Source organism: Isoptericola sp. NPDC057653 (genome assembly GCF_042799955.1).
GTDB lineage: Bacteria > Actinomycetota > Actinomycetes > Actinomycetales > Cellulomonadaceae > Isoptericola.
The window spans coordinates 315,127-338,929 of sequence record NZ_JBHVHP010000003.1 but is presented as its reverse complement, the minus strand read 5'-3'; the positions used below and the strand labels follow the sequence as shown (position 1 = coordinate 338,929).

Below are 23,803 nucleotides of genomic sequence, written 5' to 3'. Positions count from 1 at the left end.
CGACCGATCACAACGAAGGAGGCCCGACATGGCCGCTCCCGTGGTGGAGGTGCAGCACCTCCGCAAGACGTACGGACCGAAGGTCGCCGTCGACGACGTGTCGTTCAGCGTCGCGGAAGGCGAGATCTTCGGGATCCTCGGCCCCAACGGGGCCGGGAAGACCACCACCGTCGAGACGCTCGCCGGCCTGCGCGACGCCGACGGCGGCACCGTGCGCGTGCACGGCATCGACACGCAGCGCGACCCCGCCGGCGTGCGGGACATCCTGGGCGTGCAGCTCCAGGAGGCCACGCTGCACGACAAGATCACCGTGGGCGAGGCGCTCGAGCTGTTCGCCGGGTTCTACGAGGACCCCGCCGACCCGGCCGAGCTCCTGCGCCTGCTCGACCTCACCGAGCACGCCGGCAAGCAGTTCGCCCGGCTCTCCGGCGGGCAGAAGCAGCGGCTGTCGATCGCGCTCGCCCTCGTGGGCAACCCGCGCATCGCCATCCTGGACGAGCTCACCACCGGCCTCGACCCGCAGGCGCGGCGCGCCACCTGGGACCTCGTGGAACGCGTGCGGGCCACCGGCGTCACCATCCTGCTCGTCACGCACTTCATGGAGGAGGCCGAGCGGCTCTGCGACCGCCTCGTCGTCATCGACGCCGGCCGCGTCGTCGCCGAGGGCACGCCCACCGAGCTCATCGACGGGCTCGAGGGCGGCCGCACTGTCGTCGTGCGCTTCGCCACCCACGACGTCGACCGCGGTCGCGCCGCCCTCGAGTCCCTCGCCGAGCGCGACCCCGACGTGCACCGCGTCGAGGGCGTGGACGGCGCGCCCGCCGAGGTGGCCGTCTCCGGCAGCCGCCGCGTGCTGTTCTCCCTCGTCCCCGCCCTCGCCGCGGCCGACCTCGTCCCCGACGACGTCCGCACCGTCACGCGCTCGCTGGAGGACGTCTTCCTCGCCGTCACCGGGCGCACCTACGACCCCGAGGCCGCGCCCGCCCTCGCCACCGAAGGAGCCCCGTCATGACCACCGCCGTCCCCACCGCACCCGCCCGGCCCGCCGGCCGCGCCTGGCGCGGGTTCGGTCGCCTGCTCACCACCGAGACCCGGGTGTGGCTCCGCGACTTCGCCGCCCCGTTCTTCGGGATCCTCTTCCCGACCCTCATCCTCGTCGGCGTCGGCTTCGCCATCCCCGGCATGCGCGACCCCATCACCGACGCCCCGCCGTCGTCCGTCTGGTACGGGCTCACCCCGATCGCCACCTACCTGCCGACCGTCATCGCCATGGCCGTCGGCACCGCGTCCCTCACCGTCATGCCGGTGACCATCGCGACCTACCGCGAGAAGGGCGTGCTGCGCCGGCTCTCGACGACGCCGATGCGGCCGCAGGGGATCGTCGCGAGCCACCTGCTCATCAACGTCGGCATCACGGTCGTGGGTGTCGCGCTCGCGCTCGTCGTCGCGCAGCTCGCGTTCGGCGTCGCCGTCCCGCAGCACCTCGGCGTCGTGCTCCTCGCGTTCGTCCTCGGGCTGTGCGCCATGTTCTCGCTCGGGATGCTCGTCGCCGCGCTCGCGCCCCGCGCGTCCGCCGCGAACGCCGTCGCCATGTCGCTCTACTTCCCGATGCTCCTGCTCGCCGGCCTGTGGACCCCCGGGCCGATCATGCCCGAGGTGCTGCGCCAGATCGGGCAGTTCACGCCGCTGGGCGCCGCCGCGCAGGCCATGACCACCGGGTGGTTCGAGTCCGGCTTCCCCCTGCTGCAGTGCCTCGTCATGGTGGTGTGGACGGCGGTGCTGCTGCCCGTCGCGGTGCGGGTGTTCCGCTGGACGTGAGTTCTCGTCGGGTTCTCGTCGGGCTCGTGGCCGGGGTCGGGCGGGAGGGTGGTTCGTGCCGCCGTCGACGACGGAGGAGCGGGCAGGGCGGTGCCGCGGGCGGGTAACGTGCGGCGGATGCGCAGAGTGGCAGAGCTGGCCGGCCGATGGTTCGCGGTGCTCGTGGTGCTGGGCGGGGTCGCGGGGCTGCTCGCCCCGACGGCGCTCGCGCCCATCGCCGCACAGACGCCGCTGTTCCTCGGGATCATCATGTTCGGCATGGGGCTCACGCTGCGGGGCTCCGACTTCGGCCTCGTCGCCCGGCGGCCGTGGGCGGTGCTGCTGGGCGTGGTCGCGCAGTTCACGATCATGCCGTCGCTGGCGTGGGCGATCGGGCACCTGTTCGGCCTCGAGGGCGACGCAATGATCGGCATGATCCTCGTCGGCGCCGCGCCCGGCGGGACGGCGTCCAACGTCATCGTCTACCTGGCGAAGGGCGACACCGCCCTGTCCGTCGCGCTGACGTCCGTGTCGACGCTGCTCGCCCCCGTGCTCACGCCGGCGCTGGTGCTGTGGCTCGCCGGCTCCGCGCTCGACGTCACCTACGGCTCGCTGGTCACGTCGATCCTGCAGATCGTGCTCTTCCCGGTGCTCGCCGGGCTGCTGGTGCGGACGTTCGCCGGCGGGCTGGTGGAGCGCTACATGCTGCCGTACCTGCCGCTCGTGTCCGTCGCGGGGATCGTCGTCGTGGTGGCCGGCATCGTCGCCGCCAACGCCGACGCCGTCCTCGGGACCGGCGTCCTCGTGGCGCTCGCCGTCATCCTGCACAACGGCCTCGGTCTGCTGCTCGGGTACGGCGCCGCCCGCCTCGCCCGCCTGGACGAGGCGTCGCGGCGGGCCGTCAGCGTCGAGGTCGGGATGCAGAACTCCGGCCTCGCGGCCAGCCTCGCCACCCAGTACTTCACGCCCGCGGCGGCGCTGCCTGCGGCCCTGTTCTCCGTGTGGCACAACGTCTCCGGGTCGGCGCTCGCGTCGTTCTGGGCGCGCCGTCCCGTGGCGGCGGACGACCGGCGCGCCGCCGCGCGACCGTCGGGCGTGCGGCCGTGAGGCCGTTCCTGTTCCTCGGCACCCGCGCCGAGGACGTGGCCGCGGACGGGGAGTTCGACGCCGTGCTCCGGTACTCCGGCCTGGACGCCAGGTCCCTGCGCCGCGTGCGCCTCGAGCGCGACCCCCTGCCGCAGGTCGACCTCGACGAGCTGTCGGGGGTGATCGTCGGCGGCGGCCCGTTCAACTCCTCCGACCCTGAGGCCGAGAAGTCGGGCACCCAGCGCCGCGTCGAGCGGGAGATGGCCGCGCTGCTCGACGAGCTCGTGGAGCACGACTTCCCGTTCCTCGGCGCCTGCTACGGCGTCGGGACCCTCGGCACGCACCAGGGCGGCGTCGTCGACGGCACCTACCCCGAGCCCGTCGGCCCGGCGGAGATCGAGCTGACCCCGGAGGGGCTCGCGGACCCCCTCCTCGCCGGCCTGCCCGCCCGGTTCACCGCCTACCTGGGCCACAAGGAGGCCGTGAGCGTCCTGCCGCCGTCGGCCACGCTGCTCGCCCGGTCCGCCGACGCGCCCGTGCAGATGTTCCGCGTGCGCCGGAACCTCTACGCCACGCAGTTCCACCCCGAGCTCGACCTCGCCGGCATCGAGCAGCGGGTCGAGGTGTACCGGTCGTACGGGTACTTCCCGCCCGACGAGGGCGACCGGATCGTGGCGCGCTCCCGGCAGCACCGGGTCACCGAGCCGATGCGCATCCTGCGGAACTTCGTGTCCCGCTACGCCCGCTGACACCCGCCGACCCCGGACGCGTCGGAGCCACGTCGGGCCGCGGCCCGACGTGGCTCCGACAGGTTCCTACTTGTGCGAACGGGGCGTGGTGACGTTCAGGGTCATCACGCCGTTGTTCTTGTTCACGGACTTCACCGTGATCTTGGTGCCCGTGCCGCCCACGACGACCGAGCCCCAGGGGTTCGACGCGTCGTAGTAGGCGTTCGGGTCCGTGTCGTCGAAGACGTTCTCGGCCGTCTTCGACCAGGTGCGCAGCGTCGTCATGCCCGCCGGGGTCTCCCGGTGCAGGGTGAACGCGTCGGACTTGCCGAGGCCGAAGGTCGCGTCGAACGCCTGGATGCGGTTGCGGGCGACCGTGCCGTCCGACCACCGCAGCGCCTGCGCGTTCGCGTCGACCGGCAGGGCCTGCCCGCCGCCCGGGTGCTGCGACGTGTTGTTGTCGCCGTAGAAGCTGTTGACGTACCAGACGAGCATGCCGTCCTGGTACGGGAAGTGCTCCACGGTGTTCGGCTTCGTGAGGGTCCAGCCGAAGTTGTACGGGCCCTCCTTCAGGGTCGTGTCGTAGCCGACGTACTGCCGGTTCTCCGCCACGTAGTAGTGCGAGAAGTCGACGTCGTACGTGCCGTCGGCCTTGATCGCGCTGAACCCGTCGTTCGTCCAGCCGGCGAGCCCGTCGGAGAAGTCCTCCGTCAGCGCGCTCCCCACGGCCACGTCGTCGACCAGCAGGCCCAGCAGGTTGAGGCCGCCGTCGCTCTGGTAGCGGAACCGGACCTGGGCGCTCTGCCCGGCGTAGGCGCCGAGGTCGGCGGTGAGGTCCACCCACGCCTTGCCCGAGTCGCCCGAGATGCCGCCGTTGGCGTCGGCGTCGGACAGGTTCGTCTGCAGCGACTTCCACGTGCCGCCGCCGTCGGTCGAGACCTCGGCGAAGGCGTGGTCGTAGCCCTCCTCGATCTCGTACTGCACCTTGGCGGTCAGCGACGCCCCGGCGGGCACGGTGAAGGACGGCGAGGCCAGCGTGTAGTTCGCGTTGCTGCCCGTGCCGGAGTAGGCGAACTGGCCGTCGTAGGGATCGACGCCGAGGTCGACGCTCCTGGTGCCGTCCGGCAGGTTCACCACCACGGCCTGCGGCTTCGTCGTCGCGTGGTACGACGGTCCGAGCTTGACGGTGGCGCGCTCGCCCTGGTCGACGGTCGCGTAGTCCAGCCAGCCGAGGAACATCTTCTCGGTGGCGCCCATGTGGTTCGGCGTCGTGCCGATGGTGCCGTCCCCGTGTCCGAGCCAGGAGCCCGAGCTCATGAGGTTCCAGAACGCCGTGCCGTTGTCCCCGCCCTCGGTGTCGTAGTAGTCCGGCAGGCCGAGGTCGTGGCCGAACTCGTGCGCGAAGACGCCGAGCCCGCCGTTCTCCGGCTCCGTGGTGTAGTCACGGATCCAGACGTCGGAGTCGCCGATCTTGATGCCGCCGATCTTCGGGAACTCGGCCGGGCCGTTCGTGCCCAGCGGGTTGACCGCCCAGCGGTGGGACCAGATGGCCGACTCGGGTGCGCCGGCCTCCTCGCCCTCGCCGGCGTGGATCGCCTGGAAGTGGTCGATGTAGCCGTCGGGCTCGTCGAAGACGCCGTCGCCGTCGACGTCGTAGCGGTCCCAGACGTCGAACGACTGCAGATAGGCGTCGATCTGGTCCTTCGTCTTGCCCTTCGCGATCTGGTCGGCGTACCAGGCGTCCGCGGCGTCCTGCACGAACCGGGTCATGTCCTGGTTGGACTCGGTCTGGCCGTACGACGCCGAGTTGTTGGGCACGGTCACCCAGTCGGAGACGTCGCCCTTCAGGTCGAACCGGCCCGACGACATCTCGTCGTAGACGCCGGCGAACGACTCGCCGCCCTGGTCCTCCAGCCCGGTGAAGAACATCTCCTTGTAGTGCTCCTGGGAGAAGTCGTCCTCCCAGTAGGTGGAGTTGTCGCTGCGGGTGGGCTCGGGGATCTCGTTGTGCTTCGGGCCGGTCGCCGGGGCGTCGGGGAAGCGGGGGTCTGCCTTGTCGCCGAAGTCGACGAGGAAGGTGAGCAGCTGAGCGGTCTGCTCGGTCTGGTACTCGACCCACTGGTTCTTGCCGACCTTGACCGACTTCGACGTGTTGGCTCCCTTGCCACGCGTCTGGACCACGGCGTCGCCCTGGGCGACGCGGTCGACGGCCTCCTGCTTGAGCGCGGTGCGCTTCTCGGCGAGCGGGTCCGGGCGGTTGTCCTCCTTGACGTGCGCCGCGGGGTCGGACGGTGGGGCGTCGGCCGCGGGTGCCGCGACGGCCAGGCCGGGCGCGAGGACGGCGGCGGTCAGCAGTGCTCCCGCGGCGCCGAACGCGCTGGTGGTGCGTGCTCTCACGGTGTTTCCTCCAGGGGTGTCGGAGCGACCCGGCCGTCGTGGCCGGGCACCGTCACGCCCGGGCGCTCCTGTGCGCCCGGGTGAACTGTGGCGAAGCACAGGTAACCAGAATCACGTTTCACCCGCTCGACGAACGTGTGGCGTGTCGAGGCGCGGGATTCCGGGCCTCCGGGCTCGCGCCCGGATGCTGGACGCGAGTGGACGACGCGGCGGGGGCCGTCGTACGGTCGTCGTCGTGAACACCCGTTGGTATTGGCGCTTTACGCCGGCTCCGGTAGGAGCTCGGCGGGCTGACGCCTGACCGACACCCACTCCGGAGCCAGCACAGGGCCTGGGACGCATCGCGCGTCCGGGGCCCTTCGTCGTCAGACGGGCCGCTCCGGTCGGACATGGACCCACGGTTCGAGCAGATGTCGCGACGACGACGCCGAGCCCCCACCCCCGACCGCCGCGCCGCCGACACCACCCTCCAGGAGCCCCGCGATGAGCACCACCACCCCCGCCTCCGCCCGCACCGCACCGTCCGATACCGGCCGGCCGCATACTGACCTGATGGCAGAGACCTCCGACCTGCGGGTCCGCGCGCTCGACCCGCTGCCCGCGCCCGGCGTCATGCGCCGCGAGCTGCCGCTCGGCACCCCCCGCAGCGACCTCGTCACGACGTCCCGCCGCGAGGTGCGCGACGTGCTGCGCGGCGAGGACGACCGTCTCCTCGTCATCGTGGGGCCCTGCTCCGTGCACGACCCGGCGGCCGCGCTGGACTACGCCCGCCGGCTGGCCCCGGTGGCGCGCGAGCTGTCCGAGGACCTGGTCGTGGTGATGCGGGTGTACTTCGAGAAGCCGCGCACCACGGTGGGCTGGAAGGGCCTCATCAACGACCCGCACCTGGACGGGTCCCACGACGTGCACCACGGCCTGCGCCTGGCGCGCGAGGTGCTGCTGGGCGTGCTCGACGCGGGCGTGCCCGCCGCGTGCGAGTTCCTGGAGCCCACCAGCCCGCAGTACATCGCGGACGCGGTGACGTGGGGCGCGATCGGCGCGCGCAACGCGGAGTCGCAGGTGCACCGCCAGCTGGCGTCCGGCCTGTCGATGCCGGTCGGGTTCAAGAACGCGACGGACGGCGACGTGCAGATCGCCGTCGACGGCTGCATCACGGCGGCGAGCGAGCACACCTTCTTCGGGGCGGACGCCGAGGGGCGCGCGGCGGCGGTCGAGACCACGGGCAACCCGGACTGCCACGTCATCCTGCGGGGCGGGCGCGGCGGCCCGAACTACGGCGCGAAGGACGTGGCGGACGCGCTGGCGGTGGCGCGCACGTCCGGCCTCGGCGGGGCCGTGGAGGCGGGCGTCGTGGTGGACGCGTCGCACGGCAACTCCGGCAAGGACCACGTGCGGCAGGCGGAGGTCGTGCGCGAGCTCGCCGCGCGCCTGGCCGAGGGGGACCGCGACGTCACGGGCCTGATGATGGAGAGCTTCCTGGTCGCGGGCGCCCAGAAGCCCGGCCCGCTCGAGGGCCTCGTCTACGGCCAGTCCGTGACGGACTCGTGCCTCGACTGGGACACCACCGCCGACCTGCTCGGCACCCTCGCCGCCGCCGTCCGCGCGCGCCGGGAGGGCTGACCGGGCGACGTCCGTCCCTGCGTGCCGCTCTCCCGTCGCGGGAGGGCGGCCGCCAGGGACGGACGGCGGGCCGTGTGCGAGGTCAGCGGCCGAGCCGCAGCACGATCCCGGACGGACCGTCCGCCGGCGCCGTGACGCACGCCACCCATCCGGGACGCGGTCCGCGCCGAACCACGGGTGTCCCGGACGGCCCGGGCACGGACACGCGAGGACCCCATGGCGTTCGATACGGCCTGCCCGGTGAGGCAGACTGGCCCGGTGCCGCCACCCCTGACCCGCGGGCCCGTCGACGCCGCGCTCGCCGCGTGCGCCGGTGGTGACCCCGCGACGTTCGGCCCGGTCTACGACGCGCTCGCCCCCGTCGCGTACGGGACGTCGCTCGGCGTCCTCCGCGACCCGGACCACGCGGCCGAGGTGACCCAGGAGGTGATGGTGGAGGTGTGGCAGACCGCAGCGCGGTTCGACCCTGCCCGCGCGTCCGCGCGCACCTGGGTCGCGACGTTGGCCCGACGGCGGGCCGTCGACCGCGTGCGTTCCGAGCAGTCCCGCCGGGACCGTGACCAGCGCGACCTCGACGCCTCGCTCGCGACCTCGCCGCTGGACGTCGTCGCCGACGACGTCGAGCGCCGGCTGGAGGGAGCTGCGGTGCGTCGCTGCCTCGACTCGCTGACGTCGACCCAGCGCGAGGCCGTGGTCGAGGCGTACTTCGGGGGCCGCACGTACCGGGAGGTCGCGGAGCTGCTGGGCGCCGCGCTGCCCACCGTGAAGAGCCGGATCCGCGACGGCCTCGGCCGCCTGCGCGACTGCCTGGGGGTGGCCCGTGGCTGACGACGACACGACGCGCGACACCTGGGACCTGCTCCCCGCCTACGCGCTCGACGCGGTGGACGACCTGGAGCGCCGCGCGGTCGAGCGCCTGCTCGAGTCCGACGCCGACGCGCGGCGCGCCCTCGACGAGTACCGCGACGTCGTCGCGGCCTTCGCGGTGGAGGCGGACCCGCCCGCGCACGTCCGTGACGACGTGCTCGCGCGCGTGGCCGCCACGCCACAGCTCGGGCGACCGGGAGACGCCGCTGCGCGCGGGGGGAACGGGGCCGCGCCGGCGGCGCCTGCCGCCCGGCCGCAGCGACGCCGCTGGGGCCTGGTCGCCGCCGCTGCCGCCGCGGTGGTCGCGGTCGCCGTGCCGACCACGGTCGCCGTCCAGGAGCACCGGGAGGCGGCACAGCTGGAGGCGCAGGCGGACCGGGTGGCGCAGATGCTGGCCGACCCGGACGCGCGCCTCGTCACGGCGCCCGTGGAGGGCGGCGGCGAGGCCACCGCCCTGGTCTCCGGCGACGACGTCCTGGTCTCCGCCGACGGCATGCCGGCCCCCGGCGACGGCCACGACTGGCAGCTGTGGATCGTCGCGGACGGGGCGCCCGTGTCGGCCGGCCTCATGCCGCCCGCGTCCGGCGGCGTGTCGCGGGCGCTCGTCGAGGGCGGTGCCGGGCACGTGGTCGCGGTGACGCTGGAGCCGGCGGGCGGCTCGGACCAGCCGACCACCGACCCCGTGCTGGCCATCGAGTCCTGACCCCGGGACGACCGGCCCTACCCGCCGGCGGCTCTCCGTCCCCGGCGCGCGGGCTCCCCGTCCCGGCCCGCGGGCTCCCTGTCCCGGGCATGCCGAGGGCCGCCGCACCCCCTGCGTGCGGCGGCCCTGCGAGCCTCGTGGGCGGACGACCGGGATCCCCGGCGCGTCACATCGGCGGCATCAGCACCGAGTCGATGAGGTAGACGGTGGCGTTCTGCGTCATCACGCCACCGCAGATGACGTTGGCGTCGTTGACCTTGAGGTCGTCGCCGGAGCCGGTGACCTCGACCGTGTCGCCCTCGACGGTCTTGTGCTCGCCCGCGATGTCCTCGGGCAGGACCTGGCCGGGGACCACGTGGTAGGTGAGCACCGTGGTCAGCAGGTCGGCGTCGGTCGACAGCGTGTCGAGCGTCTTCTTGTCGACCTTGGCGAAGGCGTCGTCGACGGGGGCGAAGACCGTGAACTGGTCGCCGTTGAGGGTGTCGACCAGGTTGACGTCGGGGTTGAGCTCGCCGCTGACGGCCTTCGTCAGGGTGGTGAGGATCGGGTTGTTCGACGCGGCGACGGCCACCGGGTCGGTGGACATGCCGGTGATCGAGCCGGCGCCGTCGGGCACCTGGGCGGCGTAGTCCTCGCAGCCCGGGCCGACGAGGTTCGCCGCCGGGTCGACGGTCATGTCCTCCGACGGCTCGTCGGTCGCCATGGGCGACTCCTCGGTCGCCGTCTCCTCGGAGCCGGATCCGGTGTCGGAGCCGGAGTCGGACGAACAGGCGGCGAGCCCCAGCAGGGCCAGGGTGGCGAAGCCGGCGGCGGCGGTGCGGGTACGGGTGCGGACGTTCATCGGTCTCTCTCCTTGCGTCGTCGCCCCTCCGGTCCCGGGGCGCTCGACCTGGGTTCGGAGTGGCTGCCCGACCGGATGGGTGCCGGCCTCGATCCCATCCGGCGGGCCCGCGGTTCCGAACGGCCTGCATGGAGACTCTGGTCCTGATCGGCCTGCTCGGTGGCCTCATCACCGGCATCTCGCCCTGCATCCTGCCGATGCTGCCGGTGATCTTCTTCGCCGGCGGGGTGCAGGGCGCCCGCGATCCGCGGGAGCCCGAGGCGGGCGGAGACACACCGCCCGACGACGACTCCGCGGGCACGGTCGAGGTCGCGGTCGCCGCTCCTCCAGGAGGAGCCGCCCGGCCGGGCTCGCCCCTGCGGTTCGACGTGCCGACCGCGGTGCGCACGGCCGCGGGCGGGCGCGTCGAGACCGGCATCGCCCCGGCCGGCGCCCGCTCCGCCGACGCCGTCGCCGCTGCTGACGACGCCGACGGCGGGGAGCGCCCTGCGAAGCGGCGGTCCCGGTCGTGGCGGCCGTACCTGGTGATCGCGGGCCTCGTGCTCAGCTTCAGCGTCATGACGCTGCTCGGGTCGCTGGTGCTCGGCGCGCTCGGCCTGCCGCAGGACCTGCTGCGGTGGGTCGGGATCGTGCTGCTGGCCGCGCTGGGGATCGGGATGATCGTGCCCCGCTTCGAGGAGGTGCTGGAGCGTCCGTTCCTGCGGCTCGCCTCGCTGGGTGCACGGCGGTCGTCGGGCCAGGACCGCGGCGCGTTCCTGCTCGGCCTCGGGCTCGGCGTCCTCTACGTGCCGTGCGCGGGCCCGGTGCTCGCGGCGATCACGGTCGCGGGTGCCACCGGGGAGATCGGGCCGGGGACGGTGGTGCTCACCGTGTCGTTCGCCGTCGGCGCCGCGATCCCGTTGCTCGTCTTCGCCCTGGCGGGGCGGCGGGTCGCGGAGCGGGTGTCCGCGTTCCGCCGGCACCAGCGCGGCATCCGCGTCGCGGGCGGCGTCGTCGTCCTCCTGCTCGCGGGCGCCCTCGCGCTCAACCTGCCCCAGCAGCTCCAGCGGGCCCTGCCCGACTACACCGGCGCGCTGCAGCAGAAGGTCGACGAGAACGCCTCCGTGCAGGACGCGCTGGACCTGGGCGGGATCGTCACCGACGCCAACCGCGAGCTGTCGAACTGCTCCAACGGGTCCCCCGAGCTCGCGGACTGCGGGACGGCGCCGCCGCTGACCGGCATCACCCGGTGGCTCAACACCCCGGACGGCAAGGCGCTCGACCTGGCCGACCTGCGGGGCAAGGTCGTGCTGCTCGACTTCTGGACGTACTCCTGCATCAACTGCCAGCGCGCCATCCCGCACGTCGCCGCCTGGTACGACGCGTACGAGGACGCCGGCCTGGAGGTCATCGGCGTGCACACCCCGGAGTTCGCCTTCGAGCGGGAGACGCGCAACGTCGTCGCCGGGGCCCGGGACCTCGGCGTGGACTACCCGATCGCGCAGGACAACTCCTACTCGACGTGGACCACGTACCGGAACCGCTACTGGCCGGCGGAGTACCTGATCGACGCCGAGGGCACCGTCCGCTACATCAAGCACGGCGAGGGCGACTACGGCGTCACCGAGCAGCACGTCCGCGACCTGCTGCAGGACGCCGACCCCGACGTCGAGCTGCCGGCCCCCACGGACGTCGCCGACACGACGCCCGGCGAGGAGACCACCCCGGAGACCTACCTGGCGCTCAACAAGGTGTTCAACTACTCCGGAGACCCCGCGTACGGCTCCGGCGAGGAGACGTACACCCACCCGGACGAGCAGCCGCGGGACACGTTCTCCCTCGGCGGCACCTGGGACGCCGACTTCCAGGGCGCCACGGCGGCCTCGGACGACGCGACGCTGCGGCTCGCCTACCGGTCGACCGACGTGTATGCCGTCCTGGGCGGCGAGGGCACCGTCTCCGCGCGGGTCCTCGCCCCCGACGGGAGCGTGCGCGAGGAGCGCGACGTCGACGTCGCCGGCAACCCCACGCTCTACGACCTGCTGCGCGGGGACGGGCCGACCGACGGCACCGTCGAGCTCGACGTGCCCGAAGGGGTCACCGTGTACACGTTCACCTTCGGGTGAGCGCCGGGCGGCCGCGCCGTCCGCGGCGACGACGGGCTCAGAAGTGCGCGAGCCGCGGGTTGCTCCGGTCCTCGGTGGCGACGAGCACGTCGAGCAGGTGCTCCTGGAGGTCGAGACGGCGCTCGCGGGTGTCGTCGTGGTCCCACAGGTTGGTGCACTCCTGCGGGTCCGCGTCGAGGTCGTAGAGCTCGCCGGTCCGCTCGCGGTCGGTGCTGGGGGCGCCGTGGTGGACGACGACCTTCCACCGGTCGGTGCGCAGCATCGTCGTGTGCACGGGGGTGTCGTAGGGGATGCAGCTGTTGCGGTACTCGCTGAGCGCCCAGCCCCGCTCGTCCTCCCACGTCCCGGTCGTCGCGAGGCCGAGCAGGCTGGAGCCCTGCCCGCGGGGGAGCGGCGGCGCGCCGGCGGCCTCCAGCAGGGTGGGGGCGAGGTCGATCCACTGCACGATCTCGTCGCGCACCTCGCCGGCCGGGAGCACGCCCGGCCAGCGCGCGATCAGGGGGACGCGCACGGAGCAGTCGAACATCATCGGGCCCTTGAGCAGCATCCGGTGGTCGCCGAGCAGCTCGCCGTGGTCGCTGGTGAAGACGACGAGGGTGTCGTCGGCGAGGCCCTCCGCGTCGAGGGCACGGAGGATGCGGCCCACCTCGGCGTCGACGAGCGAGACCATCGCGTAGTACTGGGCGACGATCTCCCGGATCTGCTCCTCGGTGTGCTCCGCGAAGCCCGGCAGGGACCCGGCGTACGAGCGCTGCGAAGCCTCCCGGTAGATCGCGGGCTTGTCGTCCAGGTCGTGCGCGTCCCCGACGGGGCGGGGGAGCGCGTCGGCGTCGTACCGGTCACGGAACTCGGGCGGGGCGCCGAAACCGTGGTGCGGGTCGAAGAAGTTCACCACGAAGCAGAAGGGCTTGTCCTTGTCCCGCCCCTGCGTCAGGAACTCGATCGTCTCCTCGCCGATCCAGTGGCTGTAGTGCGCCTCGGTGGGCAGCCGGTCGACGGCGTCGCCGCCCTGCGCGAGGGTCTCGTCGAGCAGGCCGGGGAAGCGCTCCTCCAGCCACCGGTGGTAGTGGTTCTCGGGGCTGCGGACGTACGGGTCGTGGGCCCAGCGGAACACGCGGAAGCCGTCGTCGACGCGCGGCTCCACCCGGCCGGCGAACGCCGACCCGAGGTGGAGCTTGCCCACGAGGCCGCAGTCGTACCCCTCGGCGGCGAGCATCGCGGTGAACAGCTGCTCGTCGGCGGAGAGGTCGACGCCGTTGGCCCACAGCCCGTGGTTGCGGGGGTAGCGGCTGGTCATGAGGCTCGCTCGCGACGGCGCGCACACCGGCGACTGGACGAAGCACCGGTCGAAGCGCACGCCCTGGGCGGCGAGGCGGTCGAGGTGCGGGGTGGCGATGGCGGCGTTGCCGGCCGCCCCGAGCGCGTCCCAGCGCTGCTGGTCGGTGCAGAGGAGCAGGATGTTCGGTCGGGACACGCGGGGGCCTCCTGGGGTTCGGTGCACGGTGGGGACTGCGGGGTGCGGGTGGCGGGCGAGGGCGTCGCGTCAGCTCTTCACGGCGCCGGCCATGCCCTCGACGAAGTAGCGCTGGAGCAGGAAGAACACGATCAGCACGGGCAGCAGCGAGAGCGTGGCGCCGGCTGCGAGGCCGCTCCAGTCGGTGGAGTTGGTGCCCTGGAAGGCGAGCATCCCGACGGCGAGCGTGCGCTGGTCGGGGTCGCTGAACGTGAACACCAGGGGCACGAAGAAGTTGCTCCACGCGCCGATGAAGGTCACGACGGCCACCGTCGCGGTGATCGGCCCGGAGAGGGGCAGCATGACGCTGAAGAAGGTGCGCAGGAACCCGGCGCCGTCGAGCTGGGCGGCCTGCTCGAGCTCGTCGGGCAGTCGCGAGAAGTACCCCGTGTACAGGAGCACGCCCGCGACGTTGCCGCCGGCCGACAGGGCGAGGATCAGGCCGACCGTGCTGGGGTAGAGGCCGAGCTGGGTGCTGAGCTGCACGACCGGGATGATCGACAGGCCGGTGGGGATGAAGCTGGCGGCGAGCAGGGTCCCGACGACGACGCGCTTGCCGCGGAACGTGTACCGGCCGAGCACGTAGCCGGCGGTCGCGCAGCGCACCACGACGACCACCACGGACCCGACGGTGACGATCACCGAGTTGAGGGTGTACCGCGCGAACCCGGCGGTCTCCCACGCGTCCACGTAGTTCTGCCAGCGCCACTCGTGCGGGAGCAGGCTCAGCCCGCTGGTGAAGATGTCGGCGTCGTCCTTGAAGGACGCCGACAGGATCCACAGCAGGGGGTAGACCCAGGCGAGCGCGACGACGGCGAGGACGGCGAACTGCACCCAGGACAGGGCGCGTCGGCGGCCGGCCGGCCTGGGGCGCCGGGCGGGTGGCGGGGGCGCGGCGGGGCGCGCGACGCGGCGGGTGGTGCTGGTGCCGGCGCTCATCGGTCGGCCCCCTTCCGTGCGGCGAGGCGGGACACGAGCGCGGCGGTCCCCACGACGAGCAGCGTGAGGACGCCGAGCAGCACGCCGATGGCCGACGCGTACCCGTACTCGGGCCGGGCCGTCTCGAACGCCTGCTGGTAGATGTAGACCTCGGTGACGAGGGTCGCGAAGTACGGTCCGCCGCCCGTCATCGTCTGGACGAGGTCGAAGATCTGCATCGTCTCGACGATGGTCAGCAGGGAGATGACGACGAGGAACGGCGTGAGCATCGGCACGGTGACGTGCCAGAAGCGTTGGCGGGCGTTGGCGCCGTCCACGCGGGCCGCCTCGTGGACCTCGTCGGGGACGGTCTGCAGGGCGGCGAGCCAGTAGACGAGGGTGAGGCCGAGCCACTTCCAGAAGTGCACGGCCATGACGGACCACAGGGCCGCGGACGAGTCGCCGAGGAAGTCGACGGGCTGGATGCCGAGCGCCCCCAGCACCTGGTTCACGGGCCCGTCCGCGGGGTCGAGGACGAAGTTCATGACGATGCCGATGATCGCCGTGGTGGCCACGACCGGGACGAAGAACGCGGTGCGCAGCAGCCGGGCGAACGGCAGGCGGGGGTCGTTGAGGAAGACCGCGAGGACCAGCGCCAGCAGCACCCGCAGCGGCACCGTGACGACGATGATGAGCAGGGTGACGCCCACCGACCGCCAGAACAGCGGGTCGGAGAACGCTCGCTCGTAGTTGGCGAGCCCCACGAAGGGGCGGTCGGGTCCGTACCCGGACCAGCCGAGGAACGAGTACCCGACGCTGGCGATCGCGGGCCAGACCGTGTAGGCGCCGAACAGGACGATCGTCGCCACCAGGAACACCCAGATCCACAGGGTGCGGCTCGCGGCGCGGCGCGGCGGCCGGCCGGTGCGCCCCGCGACGGCGACGGCGGTGCGGGCCGCGGGTGCGGCGGCGGTCATGAGCGGCTCCCGGTCGTGGTGGGCTCGGCCACGTCGTCGCGGCGCCAGTCGTCGACGCCGACGTCGTGCCCGCGGGCGTTGACGAGGGCGACGGCCCGGTCGCGCTCGGCGCGCAGCCGGTCGGTGAACCCGCGCAGCTCCGCGCGGACGTCGTCGACGTTGCCGCCGAGGTAGCCCTGGACGATCTCCCCCAGGGTGGGGCGCACCTGCACCATCTCGGACAGGACGAGCCCGACGGCGGGCTGCCTCTCCAGAGGGCTCGGCGCGGGCGTCACGGTGTCCTGCAGGATCCCGACGGCCTGCCGGTACAGGTCGGGCACGTCCGCGCGGTCCACGGCGCCCGCGTCGGCGGGTGGCTGGTCCATCGCCGCGGCCATTCCCGCGGCGTAGTCCGCGCCGGTCATCGTGGCGAGGATGCGGGTGGCGGCCTCGGGCTCGGCGGTCGCGCTCGACAGCCAGAAGGAGCCGCCCACCGGGCCGTTGACCGCCCGCGCCGTGCCGTCGGGGGTGGGCATGTTGCCGACGCCCACGCGGGGGAGGAAGTCGGGGAACTGCCCGGTGAGCACCCCGACGTTCCAGGTGCCGTCGAGGAAGAGGCCGGCGGCTCCGCCGGCCCACCGGGCGCGGGCCGTGCGTACGTCGAGCGACGTGGAGGACGGGAACATCACGCCGTCGCGCACGAGGGAGCCGAGGAACTCGAGGACGGCGACGAACTCGTCCCCGTCGAAGGGGTAGTCGCCGGTGCGGGCGTCGGCCACGCCGGGGCTGTCGGCGGAGGCCTCGGTGAACGAGAGCTGCGCGCCCGCGCCGGCAGCGAGGTCGATGACGTGCTGGCGCATGCGGTCGGTGAGCCCGAGGCCCTCGATCCAGCCGTGCGCCTCGCCGCCCCGGGTGATCCGGCGGGCGACCTGGCGGAACTCGTCCCACGTGCGCGGCCCGGTCGACGGGTCGACCCCGGCGCGCTCGACCAGGTCCCGGTCGAACCAGGTGAGGCTGACGTGCTGGCGGGAGGTGAACAGGGGGAACGAGTAGACGCGCCCGTCGAACGTGTGCAGCCCCTCCAGCAGCGTGCCCTCGGGGAACCGGGCCAGCGCCTCGTCGGGCAGGTCGAGGGGCCGCACCCAGCCGTTCTCGACGAGCGCCAGGGCGGGGATGCCGAAGCCGTTGGTGAACACGTCGGGCATCAGCCCGCTCTGTTGCGCGAGCTGGAGCGCGGACCCCAGGCCCGCGGGGTCGTAGACGGTGTAGTCGACGCCCACGCCGGTCGCCCCTGACGCTGCGTCGAAGGTCGCCTGCTCCAGGGCCTCGAGCGGCTGGAACTCGTCCCACCAGGTGAGGGCGCCCGCGCGGCGCGCGGGCGGGCCCGACGGGCCGCACCCGCTCAGCCCGAGCACCCCGGCGACCGCGGCGGTGCCGCCGAGCGCGAGGAACGTGCGCCGGTCGATGGTCGTCATGGCCTTCCTCTCGTGCAACGTTGCATGAGGCTCGTGCAACGTTGCACGGCCTCGACGAACGTACGGGGGGCGAGAGCGGATGTCAACGAGTCCGGGTGCCCGTCGGGTGCCCGGCCGGCCAGGCGAGGACGGCTACGCGGGCGGGGCCGTGGACTCGCGCACCACCAGGCGGTGCGGCGAGACGTGCCGGCTCGGCGGGCGTGTCGGGTCGGCCTTGCGGCCGACGACCAGCCGCAGCGCGGCCGCCGCGACGTCGTCGAGGTCGTGCGCCACCGTGGTGAGGGAGGGCGACAGGTACCGGCTCTCCGGCGCGTCGTCCCAGCCGGTCACGGCGACGTCCTCCGGCACCCGGACGCCGCGCCCGCGCAGCGCGTGCAGGATGCCGACGGCGAGCTCGTCGGTCGCGCACACGACGGCGTCGATCTCCAGCCCGCCCGCCCGCGCGTCCGCGATCCGCGCACCGACGCGCGCGCCGGTCTCGCGGTCGAAGCTCGCCGCTGGGAGGACGGCGCCCTCGGCCAGGGTCAGCCCGTGCTCGCGCAGCGCCTCGCGCAGGCCCTTCAGCCGCAGCGTCCCGGGGCCGGTGCCCGCACCGTTTGGAGAGCCGACGAACGCGAGGTGGCGGCGCCCCGTGCCGAGCAGGTGCTCGGCGACCTCCTGCGCCGCCGCCCGGCTGTCGGTGCAGACCTGGTCGAAGACGTCCCCCGCCGTGTGCTCGCCGAGCAGCACGGTCGGGGTGCGTGGGCGCAGGCCGGCCAGGTCCTCGCTCGACAGGGCGACCGGGCAGATGAGCGTGCCGCCGATCCCGCGGTTGGGGTGGCTCGAGGCGACCCGCCGCTCCTGCTCGGCGTCGCCGGTGGTCTCTTCGACGACGACCACGAGGTCGAGGGCGCGCGCCTGGCGGATCACCGTGTGGGCCAGCGCCGAGTAGTAGGGGGAACGGATGTCCGGCAGCGCGAGCTGCACGATCTCGGAGCGGCCGCCACGCAGCAGCCTGCCCGCCGCCGACGGCACGTACCCCACCTCGGAGATCGCGGCCTCCACCCGGTCGCGGATCTCCGGCGCCACGCTCGACCGCCCGTGCAGCACGTTCGACACGGTGCTGGCCGAGACCCCGGCGCGGCGGGCGACGTCCTTGACGGTCACGCTGCCGCCCACGGCCTGCTCGTGCGGGATGGACGCCGTCGCCCTGTCGGTCATCGCCCTATCGTCACACGGTCACGACCAGCCCTCGGCGCCCTGCGCCCAGGGGCCGACGCGCACCTCGGCGCCGTCGAGCACGTCCAGGGACTCGGCGGGCGTCAGCGTCACGGGCTCGGCGCCGGGCACCGCCGTGACCTCGACGGCGGTGGTGACGTCCGGGTCGTTCGCGGTCGACATGGCACGCCACTGCACCGTGGCCAGGGCGCCCTCGCCCGCGGGCACGACGAGGCGGGCGGGGACGACGCCCGGCGCGGACGGGACGAGCGTGACGTCCTGGCGATCGCCGTCGGCGTCCCGGAACACGAGGTCCGGAACCCCGTCGAGGGCGCACGGCCGGCCGGAGACGTTCTCGGCGCGCACGGCGAGGTACCGGCTGCCGGCAGCGGCGTCCGGCGCGCCGAGCGTGACCCGCAGGTCCTCGCCCGTGCAGTCCGGGGCGCCCGCGTCCGCGGGCCACGGGTCGACGCCCGCGGGCAGGGGCACGGCGTGCTCGGCGGGCTCGGGCGGCGCGGCGGCGGCGACCCAGCCGTCGACGCTCGTGGCGTAGCCCGGCTCGGTGAGCGTGTAGGCCAGAGGGGCGTCGCCGACGGCGTGCGACGGGTCGTCGAGCCAGCGGGCCACGTCGGCCCCCTTCGGGGACGCCGTCGGGCCGTCCAGCCCCACCTGGAGGGTCAGCGCGTCACCGTCCGCGGCGACGGAGTCGTCGGGGTAGCCCGCGTGCACGACCACCGAGGTGACGCCGGGTCGCCCGGCCACATCGACGGCGAGCCGAGCGGCGTCGGGCTCGGGGACCCGGCCGGACGCGTCGTACTGCACGCCGGCACCCGCGGTGCGCAGCGAGGCGGCGATCTCGTGCTCGGCGGCCACCTGCGCGAGCCGGACGAGGGCGTCGCCGTCGGCCGCCTCGGCGCTGGCACCGCTCACGGTCGTCGCGCCCGCGCGCCGCAGCACGAAGGCGTCGGCCACGGCGGAGGCGCCGCCGTCCTCGCCCACCCACGCCGTGAGGGGGTAGGTCTCGAGGTCGCCGGAGCCCGACGGGTCGCCGGCGCGCACGGTCGTGGTGCGCGACAGCGTGCTCACCCCGGCGACCTGGACGGCCGCGAGCGCGCGGTCCGCGCGCGCGGCGGTGTCGGCCGCCTCGGCGGGGGAGAGCGCGTCGTCGAGCACGACGTCGATCTCCGCCCGCGCGGCGTCGCCGTCCTTCGCGTCGCGCTGCGTCACCTCGTAGCCGGTCACCCGTGCCGCGACGACACCGGGCTCCGCGGCCACCGTGCGCGCGGCGTCGCGCAGCGCGTCGGGCACCGGGTCCCACGGGCGCCAGACCGCCAGGACGGCCACCGCCGCCACCACGACGACCAGCGTCGTCACCAGGGCAGCCGCCCGTCGCCCGTTCACGCCCCGATCCTGTCAGGCGGGTGTGGTGGTCCCGGGGTCGCGCGGTGAAACGACCGGGCGACGTGGACGAGGCGCGTCAGCCGACGAACGACTCCAGCTCGGCGCGCGGCACCTTCCGGCCGGAGCGGACGAGCTCCTCGACGTCGTCCATGCGGTCCCACACGTTGACGGCCATGCCGGCCTGCACCTCGCCGTCGCGCAGCCAGAACGCGACGAGCTCGCGATCGTCCGTCGACCCGCTGAGCACCACCTCGGTGTCGTCCGCGCGCGGGTCGACGAACCCCTTGTACTCCATGCCCACGTCGTACTGGTCGCTGAAGAAGTAGGGCAGGACGTCGTAGGCGGCGTCGTCGCCGAGCATGGCGCGGCCGGCGTGCGCGCCGGTGTCCTGCGCCACGGCCCAGTGCTCCACGCGCAGCGGGCGGCCGTAGTGCGGCGACGGGACGGACGCGATGTCGCCCGCGGCGAAGACGTCGGGCGCCGGGGTGCGCAGGGAGCCGTCCACCACGATGCCGCCGCCGAGCTCGCGGGCGCGCAGCTCCAGGCCGGCGGCCGAGGCGATGCCGACGTTGGGGGTGACGCCCACGCCGACCACCACGAGGTCCGCGTCGAGGTGCGTGCCGTCGGCCAGCTCCACGCCCCTGACCCGCCCGGACGCGCCCGTGAACGCGACGACGTCGCCGCGGTGCCGCTCCACGCCGCGCTCCTCGTGCAGCCGCCCGTACAGGGAGCCGAGCTCCGCGCCCAGCGGCGCCTGCAGCGGGTGCTCCAGCTGGCCGACGAGGGACACGTCCAGCCCGAGCATCCGCGCCGAGGCGGCGACCTCCGTGCCGATCCAGCCGTCGCCGACCACGACGACCTTGCCCTCGCCCTCGAGCGACGCCGGCAGCAGCACGCCCGCGAGCAGGTCCGCGTCGTCCACGGTGCGCAGCGTGTGCACCCCGATGAGGCTGCGGCCGGGCACGTTGAGGGCGCGCGGCGTCGAGCCCGTCGCCAGCAGCAGGCGGGAGTACGCCATCGTGGAGCCGTCGGCGAACGTCACCTCGTGGTCGCCGGGTGCGAGGTCGACGACGGTCGTGAGGGTGCGCAGGTCGATCCCGTGGTCGTCGTACCAGCCGGCCTTGAGCGGGTAGATGACGTCCGCCTCCGCCTGCCCCCGCAGGTAGTCCTTCGACAGCGGCGGGCGCTCGTACGGCCGGTGGCCCTCGGAGGTGACCACCACGACGTCGACCGAGGAGTCGCGCTCGCGCACGGCCTCCACGGCCCGGGCGGCCGCCAGGCCCCCTCCGACGACGAGGATGGGTGCGGTGGACGACGGGGGCATGGTGACTCCTGACCGGCGGGGGCGGGGCTGGCAGCCCCGACATTTCCACAGTTCCGTGATGCTGGCGACCGTCCCGCGGCGCCGGGTCAGGGCAGCGCGCGGACCGTCGCCATCGTGCGCGCCATGAGCCCCGGCACGTCCGCGTCGCGGACGCCGTCGAGCAGCCACTGCCCGAGCTGGACCGAGGCGTCGACCACCGTGCGGGCACGGGGCGTCCGGCGGGCCGCGTAGGCGTCGAGGAGGGCGTCGTCCCAGGTGTCGGCGCCGGTGAGGAGCTCGGCGAGCACCGTCGCGTCCTCCAGGCCCATCGCCGCGCCCTGGGCGAGGGTCGGCGGGCAGCAGTGCGCCGCGTCTCCCACGAGGACCACCCGTCCCCGGTGCCAGGCGCCGTCCACGACGAGCCGCGAGAACTCGCTGTAGTTCACGGCCGACGGGTCGGTGAGGGTGGCCGTGATCGCCGGCCAGTGGCCGCCGTACGCGCCGGCCAGGCCGCGCACGTGCGCGAGCGCGGCCTCCGGGCTCGGCAGGGTGCCGGGGTCCGTCACCAGGTACGCGTAGATCGACGACTCCCCGGTGGGGCAGTAGCCCGCGATGTAGGCGGGACCGCCGTAGGCGAGGTCCGTGCGGTCCAGCCCGTCGGGGCGCGGTGCGACGGCGCGCCACACGGCCATGCCGGTCGGCGTGGGGGAGTCGGGGATGCCGACGGCGGCCCGCGTGCGCGAGCCGACGCCGTCGGCCGCGACCACGAGGGCGTACGTCCGCTCCTCGACGGTGCCGTCGTCCCCCTCGAGCCGTACGAGGACCCCGTCGTCGTCCTGGTCGAGGACCTGCGCCCGCACGCCCTCGCGCACCCGCACGCCGCCGGCCCGCACCGCGTCGGCGAGGACCCGCTGCAGGCGGGGGCGCTCGGTGCCGAACGTGGCGGGCAGGTCGTCGCCGCCGGCCCGGACGCTCTGCTCCTCGAACAGCACCGTGCCGTCCGGGGTCGTGATCCCCGTGGTGTCGAAGCCGCACCCCGACGCCAGCACCTCGTCCCAGACGCCGACCTCGCGCAGCGCCCGCAGCGCGTTGCCCTGCAGCGTGATGCCGGACCCGGCGCCGGTCGCTCGGCGCGCCTCGACCAGCTCGACGTCGATGCCCGCGCGCCGCAGCAGCACGGCGGTGGCGCTCCCCGAGATCCCGCCCCCGACGACGAGGACGGTGGCTGACTGGCGCATGCGGGTTCCCCTGACTCGAGGCGACGGGCGACCGGAGCGGTCAGACGGAGCATAGGGGACAGAACGGTCGACCCCTGCGTGGCAGAGGCCTATGGCGCGCTCATCTGTGACGGCACAGATGCTCGTTTGATACGTTGTGCGCTCTCGCACCCGACGGAGCAAGGACGCACCATGACCGCACTCAACGCCGTGACCGTGGCGTCGCTCGCCGGCGGCGACCTGCCGCTCGCCGTCCCGGACTACGACCGCACCCGCCTGCGCACCGGCATCGTGCACCTCGGCGTGGGCGGCTTCCACCGCGCGCACCAGGCGATGTACCTGGACCGGCTGATGCGCGAGGGCGAGGCGCTCGACTGGGCGATCTGCGGCGTCGGGGTGCTGCCCCACGACGCCCGCATGCGCGACGTCCTCGCCGCCCAGGACGGCCTGTACACCCTGGTGCTCAAGCACCCGGACGGCACGCTCGAGGGGCGCGTGATCGGCTCGATCGCGGAGTTCCTCCTCGCGCCCGACGACCCGGAGGCGGTGCTGGAGAAGATGGCGTCGCCCGAGATCCGGATCGTCTCGCTGACCGTCACCGAGGGCGGCTACAACGTCAACCCCGTGACGGGGGAGTTCGACGCCGACGACCCCGCCGTGCGGGCCGACCTCGAGCCGGGCGCGGTGCCCGCCACCACGTTCGGGCTCGTCACCGAGGCCCTGCGTCGGCGGCGGGAGCGCGGCGTCCCGCCGTTCACGGTGCAGAGCTGCGACAACATCCCCGGCAACGGCGACGTGGCCCGCCGGATGTTCACCGCCTTCGCGCGACTCAAGGACCCCGGGCTCGCGGCGTGGATCGAGGAGGACGTGCCGTTCCCGAGCTCGATGGTGGACCGCATCACCCCGGTCACCACCGACGGCGACCGGGCCATGGTCGCCGAGCGGTTCGGCGTCGACGACGCGTGGCCCGTGGTGGCGGAGCCGTTCGCGCAGTGGGTGGTGGAGGACCGGTTCGCCGCCGGCCGCCCGCCCTACGAGAAGGTGGGCGCCCAGCTCGTGGACGACGTCGAGCCGTACGAGCTCATGAAGCTGCGTCTGCTCAACGTCTCCCACCAGGCCCTGTGCTACCTCGGCTACCTGGCGGGCCACCGGTACGCGCACGAGGTCTGCGCCGACGAGACGTTCGTGCGCTTCCTGCGCGGGTACATGGCCCACGAAGGCGCCCCGACGCTGCTGCCGGTGCCCGGCGTGGACCTCGCGGAGTACCAGGCCACGCTGATCGAGCGCTTCGCGAACCCGCACGTGCGCGACACCCTCGCCCGCCTGTGCGCCGAGTCCTCCGACCGGATCCCGACGTGGCTGGTCCCCGTGATCCGCCAGAACCTCGCCTCGGGCGGCGAGGTGCACCGGTCGGCCGCCGTCGTGGCGGCCTGGGCCCGGTACGACGAGGCCGTGGACGAGCAGGGCGAGCCCATCGTGGTCGTCGACCGGCTCGCGGACCGGCTCATGGCCGCCGCCGCCCGCCAGCACGACGACCCGCTCGCCTTCGTGCGCGACCACGAGCTGTTCGGCGACCTGGCGTCCGAGCCGCGGTTCGTCGAGGCGTACACCGCCGCCCTCGACTCCCTGCACGCGCGGGGCGCGCGGGCGACGGTCGAGGGCCTCGTCGGGGCCTGAAC

The 23,803-nt window shown here is 74.0% G+C and carries 19 protein-coding genes; 9 read left to right on the top strand and 10 right to left on the bottom strand.

Annotated features, from left to right (window positions below):
- Positions 1-28 precede the first annotated feature (28 nt).
- The 4 genes from ACFU9A_RS18535 (at position 29) to ACFU9A_RS18520 (ending at position 3,632) form a co-directional block, all read left to right on the top strand.
- Positions 29-1,012 (top strand): ABC transporter ATP-binding protein, encoded by a 984-nt coding sequence (locus ACFU9A_RS18535; RefSeq protein WP_430576762.1) that lies wholly within the window; start codon positions 29-31, stop codon positions 1,010-1,012.
- Entirely contained in the window at positions 1,009-1,818 is an 810-nt protein-coding gene (locus ACFU9A_RS18530) for an ABC transporter permease (RefSeq protein WP_430576761.1), read from the top strand. The genes ACFU9A_RS18535 and ACFU9A_RS18530 overlap by 4 nt, the downstream gene beginning before the upstream one ends.
- Positions 1,819-1,935: 117 nt before the next feature.
- Complete coding sequence (locus ACFU9A_RS18525; protein WP_430576760.1) at positions 1,936-2,904, top strand: bile acid:sodium symporter family protein; 969 nt, start codon at positions 1,936-1,938, stop codon at positions 2,902-2,904.
- Positions 2,901-3,632, top strand: coding sequence for a glutamine amidotransferase (locus ACFU9A_RS18520; RefSeq protein WP_430576759.1), 732 nt, complete (start codon positions 2,901-2,903; stop codon positions 3,630-3,632). The genes ACFU9A_RS18525 and ACFU9A_RS18520 overlap by 4 nt, the downstream gene beginning before the upstream one ends.
- A 66-nt stretch (positions 3,633-3,698) precedes the next feature.
- Here the strand turns inward: ACFU9A_RS18520 and ACFU9A_RS18515 are convergent, their stop codons facing one another.
- Positions 3,699-6,008 (bottom strand): immune inhibitor A domain-containing protein, encoded by a 2,310-nt coding sequence (locus ACFU9A_RS18515; RefSeq protein ID WP_430576758.1) that lies wholly within the window; start codon positions 6,006-6,008, stop codon positions 3,699-3,701.
- Positions 6,009-6,560: 552 nt separating this feature from the next.
- Between ACFU9A_RS18515 and ACFU9A_RS18510 the strand changes: the two genes are divergently transcribed.
- The 3 genes from ACFU9A_RS18510 (at position 6,561) to ACFU9A_RS18500 (ending at position 9,198) form a co-directional block, all read left to right on the top strand.
- Complete coding sequence (locus ACFU9A_RS18510; protein WP_430576757.1) at positions 6,561-7,628, top strand: 3-deoxy-7-phosphoheptulonate synthase; 1,068 nt, start codon at positions 6,561-6,563, stop codon at positions 7,626-7,628.
- A 258-nt stretch (positions 7,629-7,886) separates the two neighbouring features.
- On the top strand, positions 7,887-8,456 hold the full coding sequence (gene sigK, locus ACFU9A_RS18505; protein ID WP_430576756.1) for an ECF RNA polymerase sigma factor SigK: 570 nt from the start codon (positions 7,887-7,889) through the stop codon (positions 8,454-8,456).
- Complete coding sequence (locus tag ACFU9A_RS18500; protein WP_430576755.1) at positions 8,449-9,198, top strand: anti-sigma factor domain-containing protein; 750 nt, start codon at positions 8,449-8,451, stop codon at positions 9,196-9,198. The genes sigK and ACFU9A_RS18500 overlap by 8 nt, the downstream gene beginning before the upstream one ends.
- 166 nt (positions 9,199-9,364) lie before the next feature.
- Here ACFU9A_RS18500 and ACFU9A_RS18495 read toward each other — a convergent pair whose 3' ends face one another.
- Positions 9,365-10,039 (bottom strand): fasciclin domain-containing protein, encoded by a 675-nt coding sequence (locus ACFU9A_RS18495; protein WP_430576754.1) that lies wholly within the window; start codon positions 10,037-10,039, stop codon positions 9,365-9,367.
- Between the two features lie 128 nt (positions 10,040-10,167).
- On the opposite strand from ACFU9A_RS18495, the gene ACFU9A_RS18490 reads away from it, so the two are divergent.
- The gene (locus ACFU9A_RS18490; protein ID WP_430576753.1) at positions 10,168-12,144 is read left to right on the top strand and encodes a cytochrome c biogenesis protein DipZ; all 1,977 of its coding nucleotides are present in this window, start codon (positions 10,168-10,170) and stop codon (positions 12,142-12,144) included.
- 37 nt (positions 12,145-12,181) lie between these two features.
- On the opposite strand, the gene ACFU9A_RS18485 is transcribed toward ACFU9A_RS18490, so the two are convergent.
- From ACFU9A_RS18485 to ACFU9A_RS18450, 8 genes are all read right to left on the bottom strand, one after another.
- On the bottom strand, positions 12,182-13,618 hold the full coding sequence (locus tag ACFU9A_RS18485) for a sulfatase-like hydrolase/transferase (RefSeq protein WP_430576752.1): 1,437 nt from the start codon (positions 13,616-13,618) through the stop codon (positions 12,182-12,184).
- 69 nt (positions 13,619-13,687) lie between these two features.
- Complete coding sequence (locus ACFU9A_RS18480) at positions 13,688-14,596, bottom strand: carbohydrate ABC transporter permease (protein WP_430576751.1); 909 nt, start codon at positions 14,594-14,596, stop codon at positions 13,688-13,690.
- Positions 14,593-15,552 (bottom strand): carbohydrate ABC transporter permease, encoded by a 960-nt coding sequence (locus ACFU9A_RS18475; RefSeq protein WP_430576750.1) that lies wholly within the window; start codon positions 15,550-15,552, stop codon positions 14,593-14,595. The genes ACFU9A_RS18480 and ACFU9A_RS18475 overlap by 4 nt, the downstream gene beginning before the upstream one ends.
- A complete protein-coding gene (locus tag ACFU9A_RS18470) occupies positions 15,549-17,006 on the bottom strand; it encodes an ABC transporter substrate-binding protein (protein WP_430576749.1) in 1,458 nt (485 codons plus the stop codon). The genes ACFU9A_RS18475 and ACFU9A_RS18470 overlap by 4 nt, the downstream gene beginning before the upstream one ends.
- 132 nt (positions 17,007-17,138) lie before the next feature.
- A complete protein-coding gene (locus ACFU9A_RS18465; RefSeq protein ID WP_430576748.1) occupies positions 17,139-18,206 on the bottom strand; it encodes a LacI family DNA-binding transcriptional regulator in 1,068 nt (355 codons plus the stop codon).
- 18 nt (positions 18,207-18,224) lie between these two features.
- The gene (locus ACFU9A_RS18460; protein WP_430576747.1) at positions 18,225-19,604 is read right to left on the bottom strand and encodes a DUF4232 domain-containing protein; all 1,380 of its coding nucleotides are present in this window, start codon (positions 19,602-19,604) and stop codon (positions 18,225-18,227) included.
- A 76-nt stretch (positions 19,605-19,680) separates the two neighbouring features.
- Positions 19,681-20,928: an NAD(P)/FAD-dependent oxidoreductase gene (locus ACFU9A_RS18455; RefSeq protein WP_430576746.1), complete on the bottom strand. Its 1,248-nt coding sequence runs from the start codon at positions 20,926-20,928 to the stop codon at positions 19,681-19,683.
- Positions 20,929-21,014: 86 nt separating this feature from the next.
- Positions 21,015-22,145 carry an FAD-dependent monooxygenase gene (locus ACFU9A_RS18450; RefSeq protein ID WP_430576745.1) on the bottom strand — a complete coding sequence of 377 codons (1,131 nt, stop codon included), beginning with the start codon at positions 22,143-22,145 and terminating at the stop codon, positions 21,015-21,017.
- A gap of 171 nt (positions 22,146-22,316) precedes the next feature.
- Between ACFU9A_RS18450 and ACFU9A_RS18445 the strand changes: the two genes are divergently transcribed.
- Positions 22,317-23,801 carry a mannitol dehydrogenase family protein gene (locus ACFU9A_RS18445; protein WP_430576744.1) on the top strand — a complete coding sequence of 495 codons (1,485 nt, stop codon included), beginning with the start codon at positions 22,317-22,319 and terminating at the stop codon, positions 23,799-23,801.
- Positions 23,802-23,803: the final 2 nt, after the last annotated feature.

Coding starts and splice junctions, on each gene's coding strand:
- ACFU9A_RS18535 (WP_430576762.1), top strand. CDS start 29: ATGGCCGCTCCCGTGGTGGAGGTGCAGCACCTCCGCAAGACGTACGGA.
- ACFU9A_RS18530 (WP_430576761.1), top strand. CDS start 1,009: ATGACCACCGCCGTCCCCACCGCACCCGCCCGGCCCGCCGGCCGCGCC.
- ACFU9A_RS18525 (WP_430576760.1), top strand. CDS start 1,936: ATGCGCAGAGTGGCAGAGCTGGCCGGCCGATGGTTCGCGGTGCTCGTG.
- ACFU9A_RS18510 (WP_430576757.1), top strand. CDS start 6,561: ATGGCAGAGACCTCCGACCTGCGGGTCCGCGCGCTCGACCCGCTGCCC.
- ACFU9A_RS18495 (WP_430576754.1), bottom strand. CDS start 10,039: ATGAACGTCCGCACCCGTACCCGCACCGCCGCCGCCGGCTTCGCCACC.
- ACFU9A_RS18490 (WP_430576753.1), top strand. CDS start 10,168: ATGGAGACTCTGGTCCTGATCGGCCTGCTCGGTGGCCTCATCACCGGC.
- ACFU9A_RS18480 (WP_430576751.1), bottom strand. CDS start 14,596: ATGAGCGCCGGCACCAGCACCACCCGCCGCGTCGCGCGCCCCGCCGCG.
- ACFU9A_RS18475 (WP_430576750.1), bottom strand. CDS start 15,552: ATGACCGCCGCCGCACCCGCGGCCCGCACCGCCGTCGCCGTCGCGGGG.
- ACFU9A_RS18470 (WP_430576749.1), bottom strand. CDS start 17,006: ATGACGACCATCGACCGGCGCACGTTCCTCGCGCTCGGCGGCACCGCC.
- ACFU9A_RS18465 (WP_430576748.1), bottom strand. CDS start 18,206: ATGACCGACAGGGCGACGGCGTCCATCCCGCACGAGCAGGCCGTGGGC.
- ACFU9A_RS18455 (WP_430576746.1), bottom strand. CDS start 20,928: ATGCCCCCGTCGTCCACCGCACCCATCCTCGTCGTCGGAGGGGGCCTG.
- ACFU9A_RS18450 (WP_430576745.1), bottom strand. CDS start 22,145: ATGCGCCAGTCAGCCACCGTCCTCGTCGTCGGGGGCGGGATCTCGGGG.
- ACFU9A_RS18445 (WP_430576744.1), top strand. CDS start 22,317: ATGACCGCACTCAACGCCGTGACCGTGGCGTCGCTCGCCGGCGGCGAC.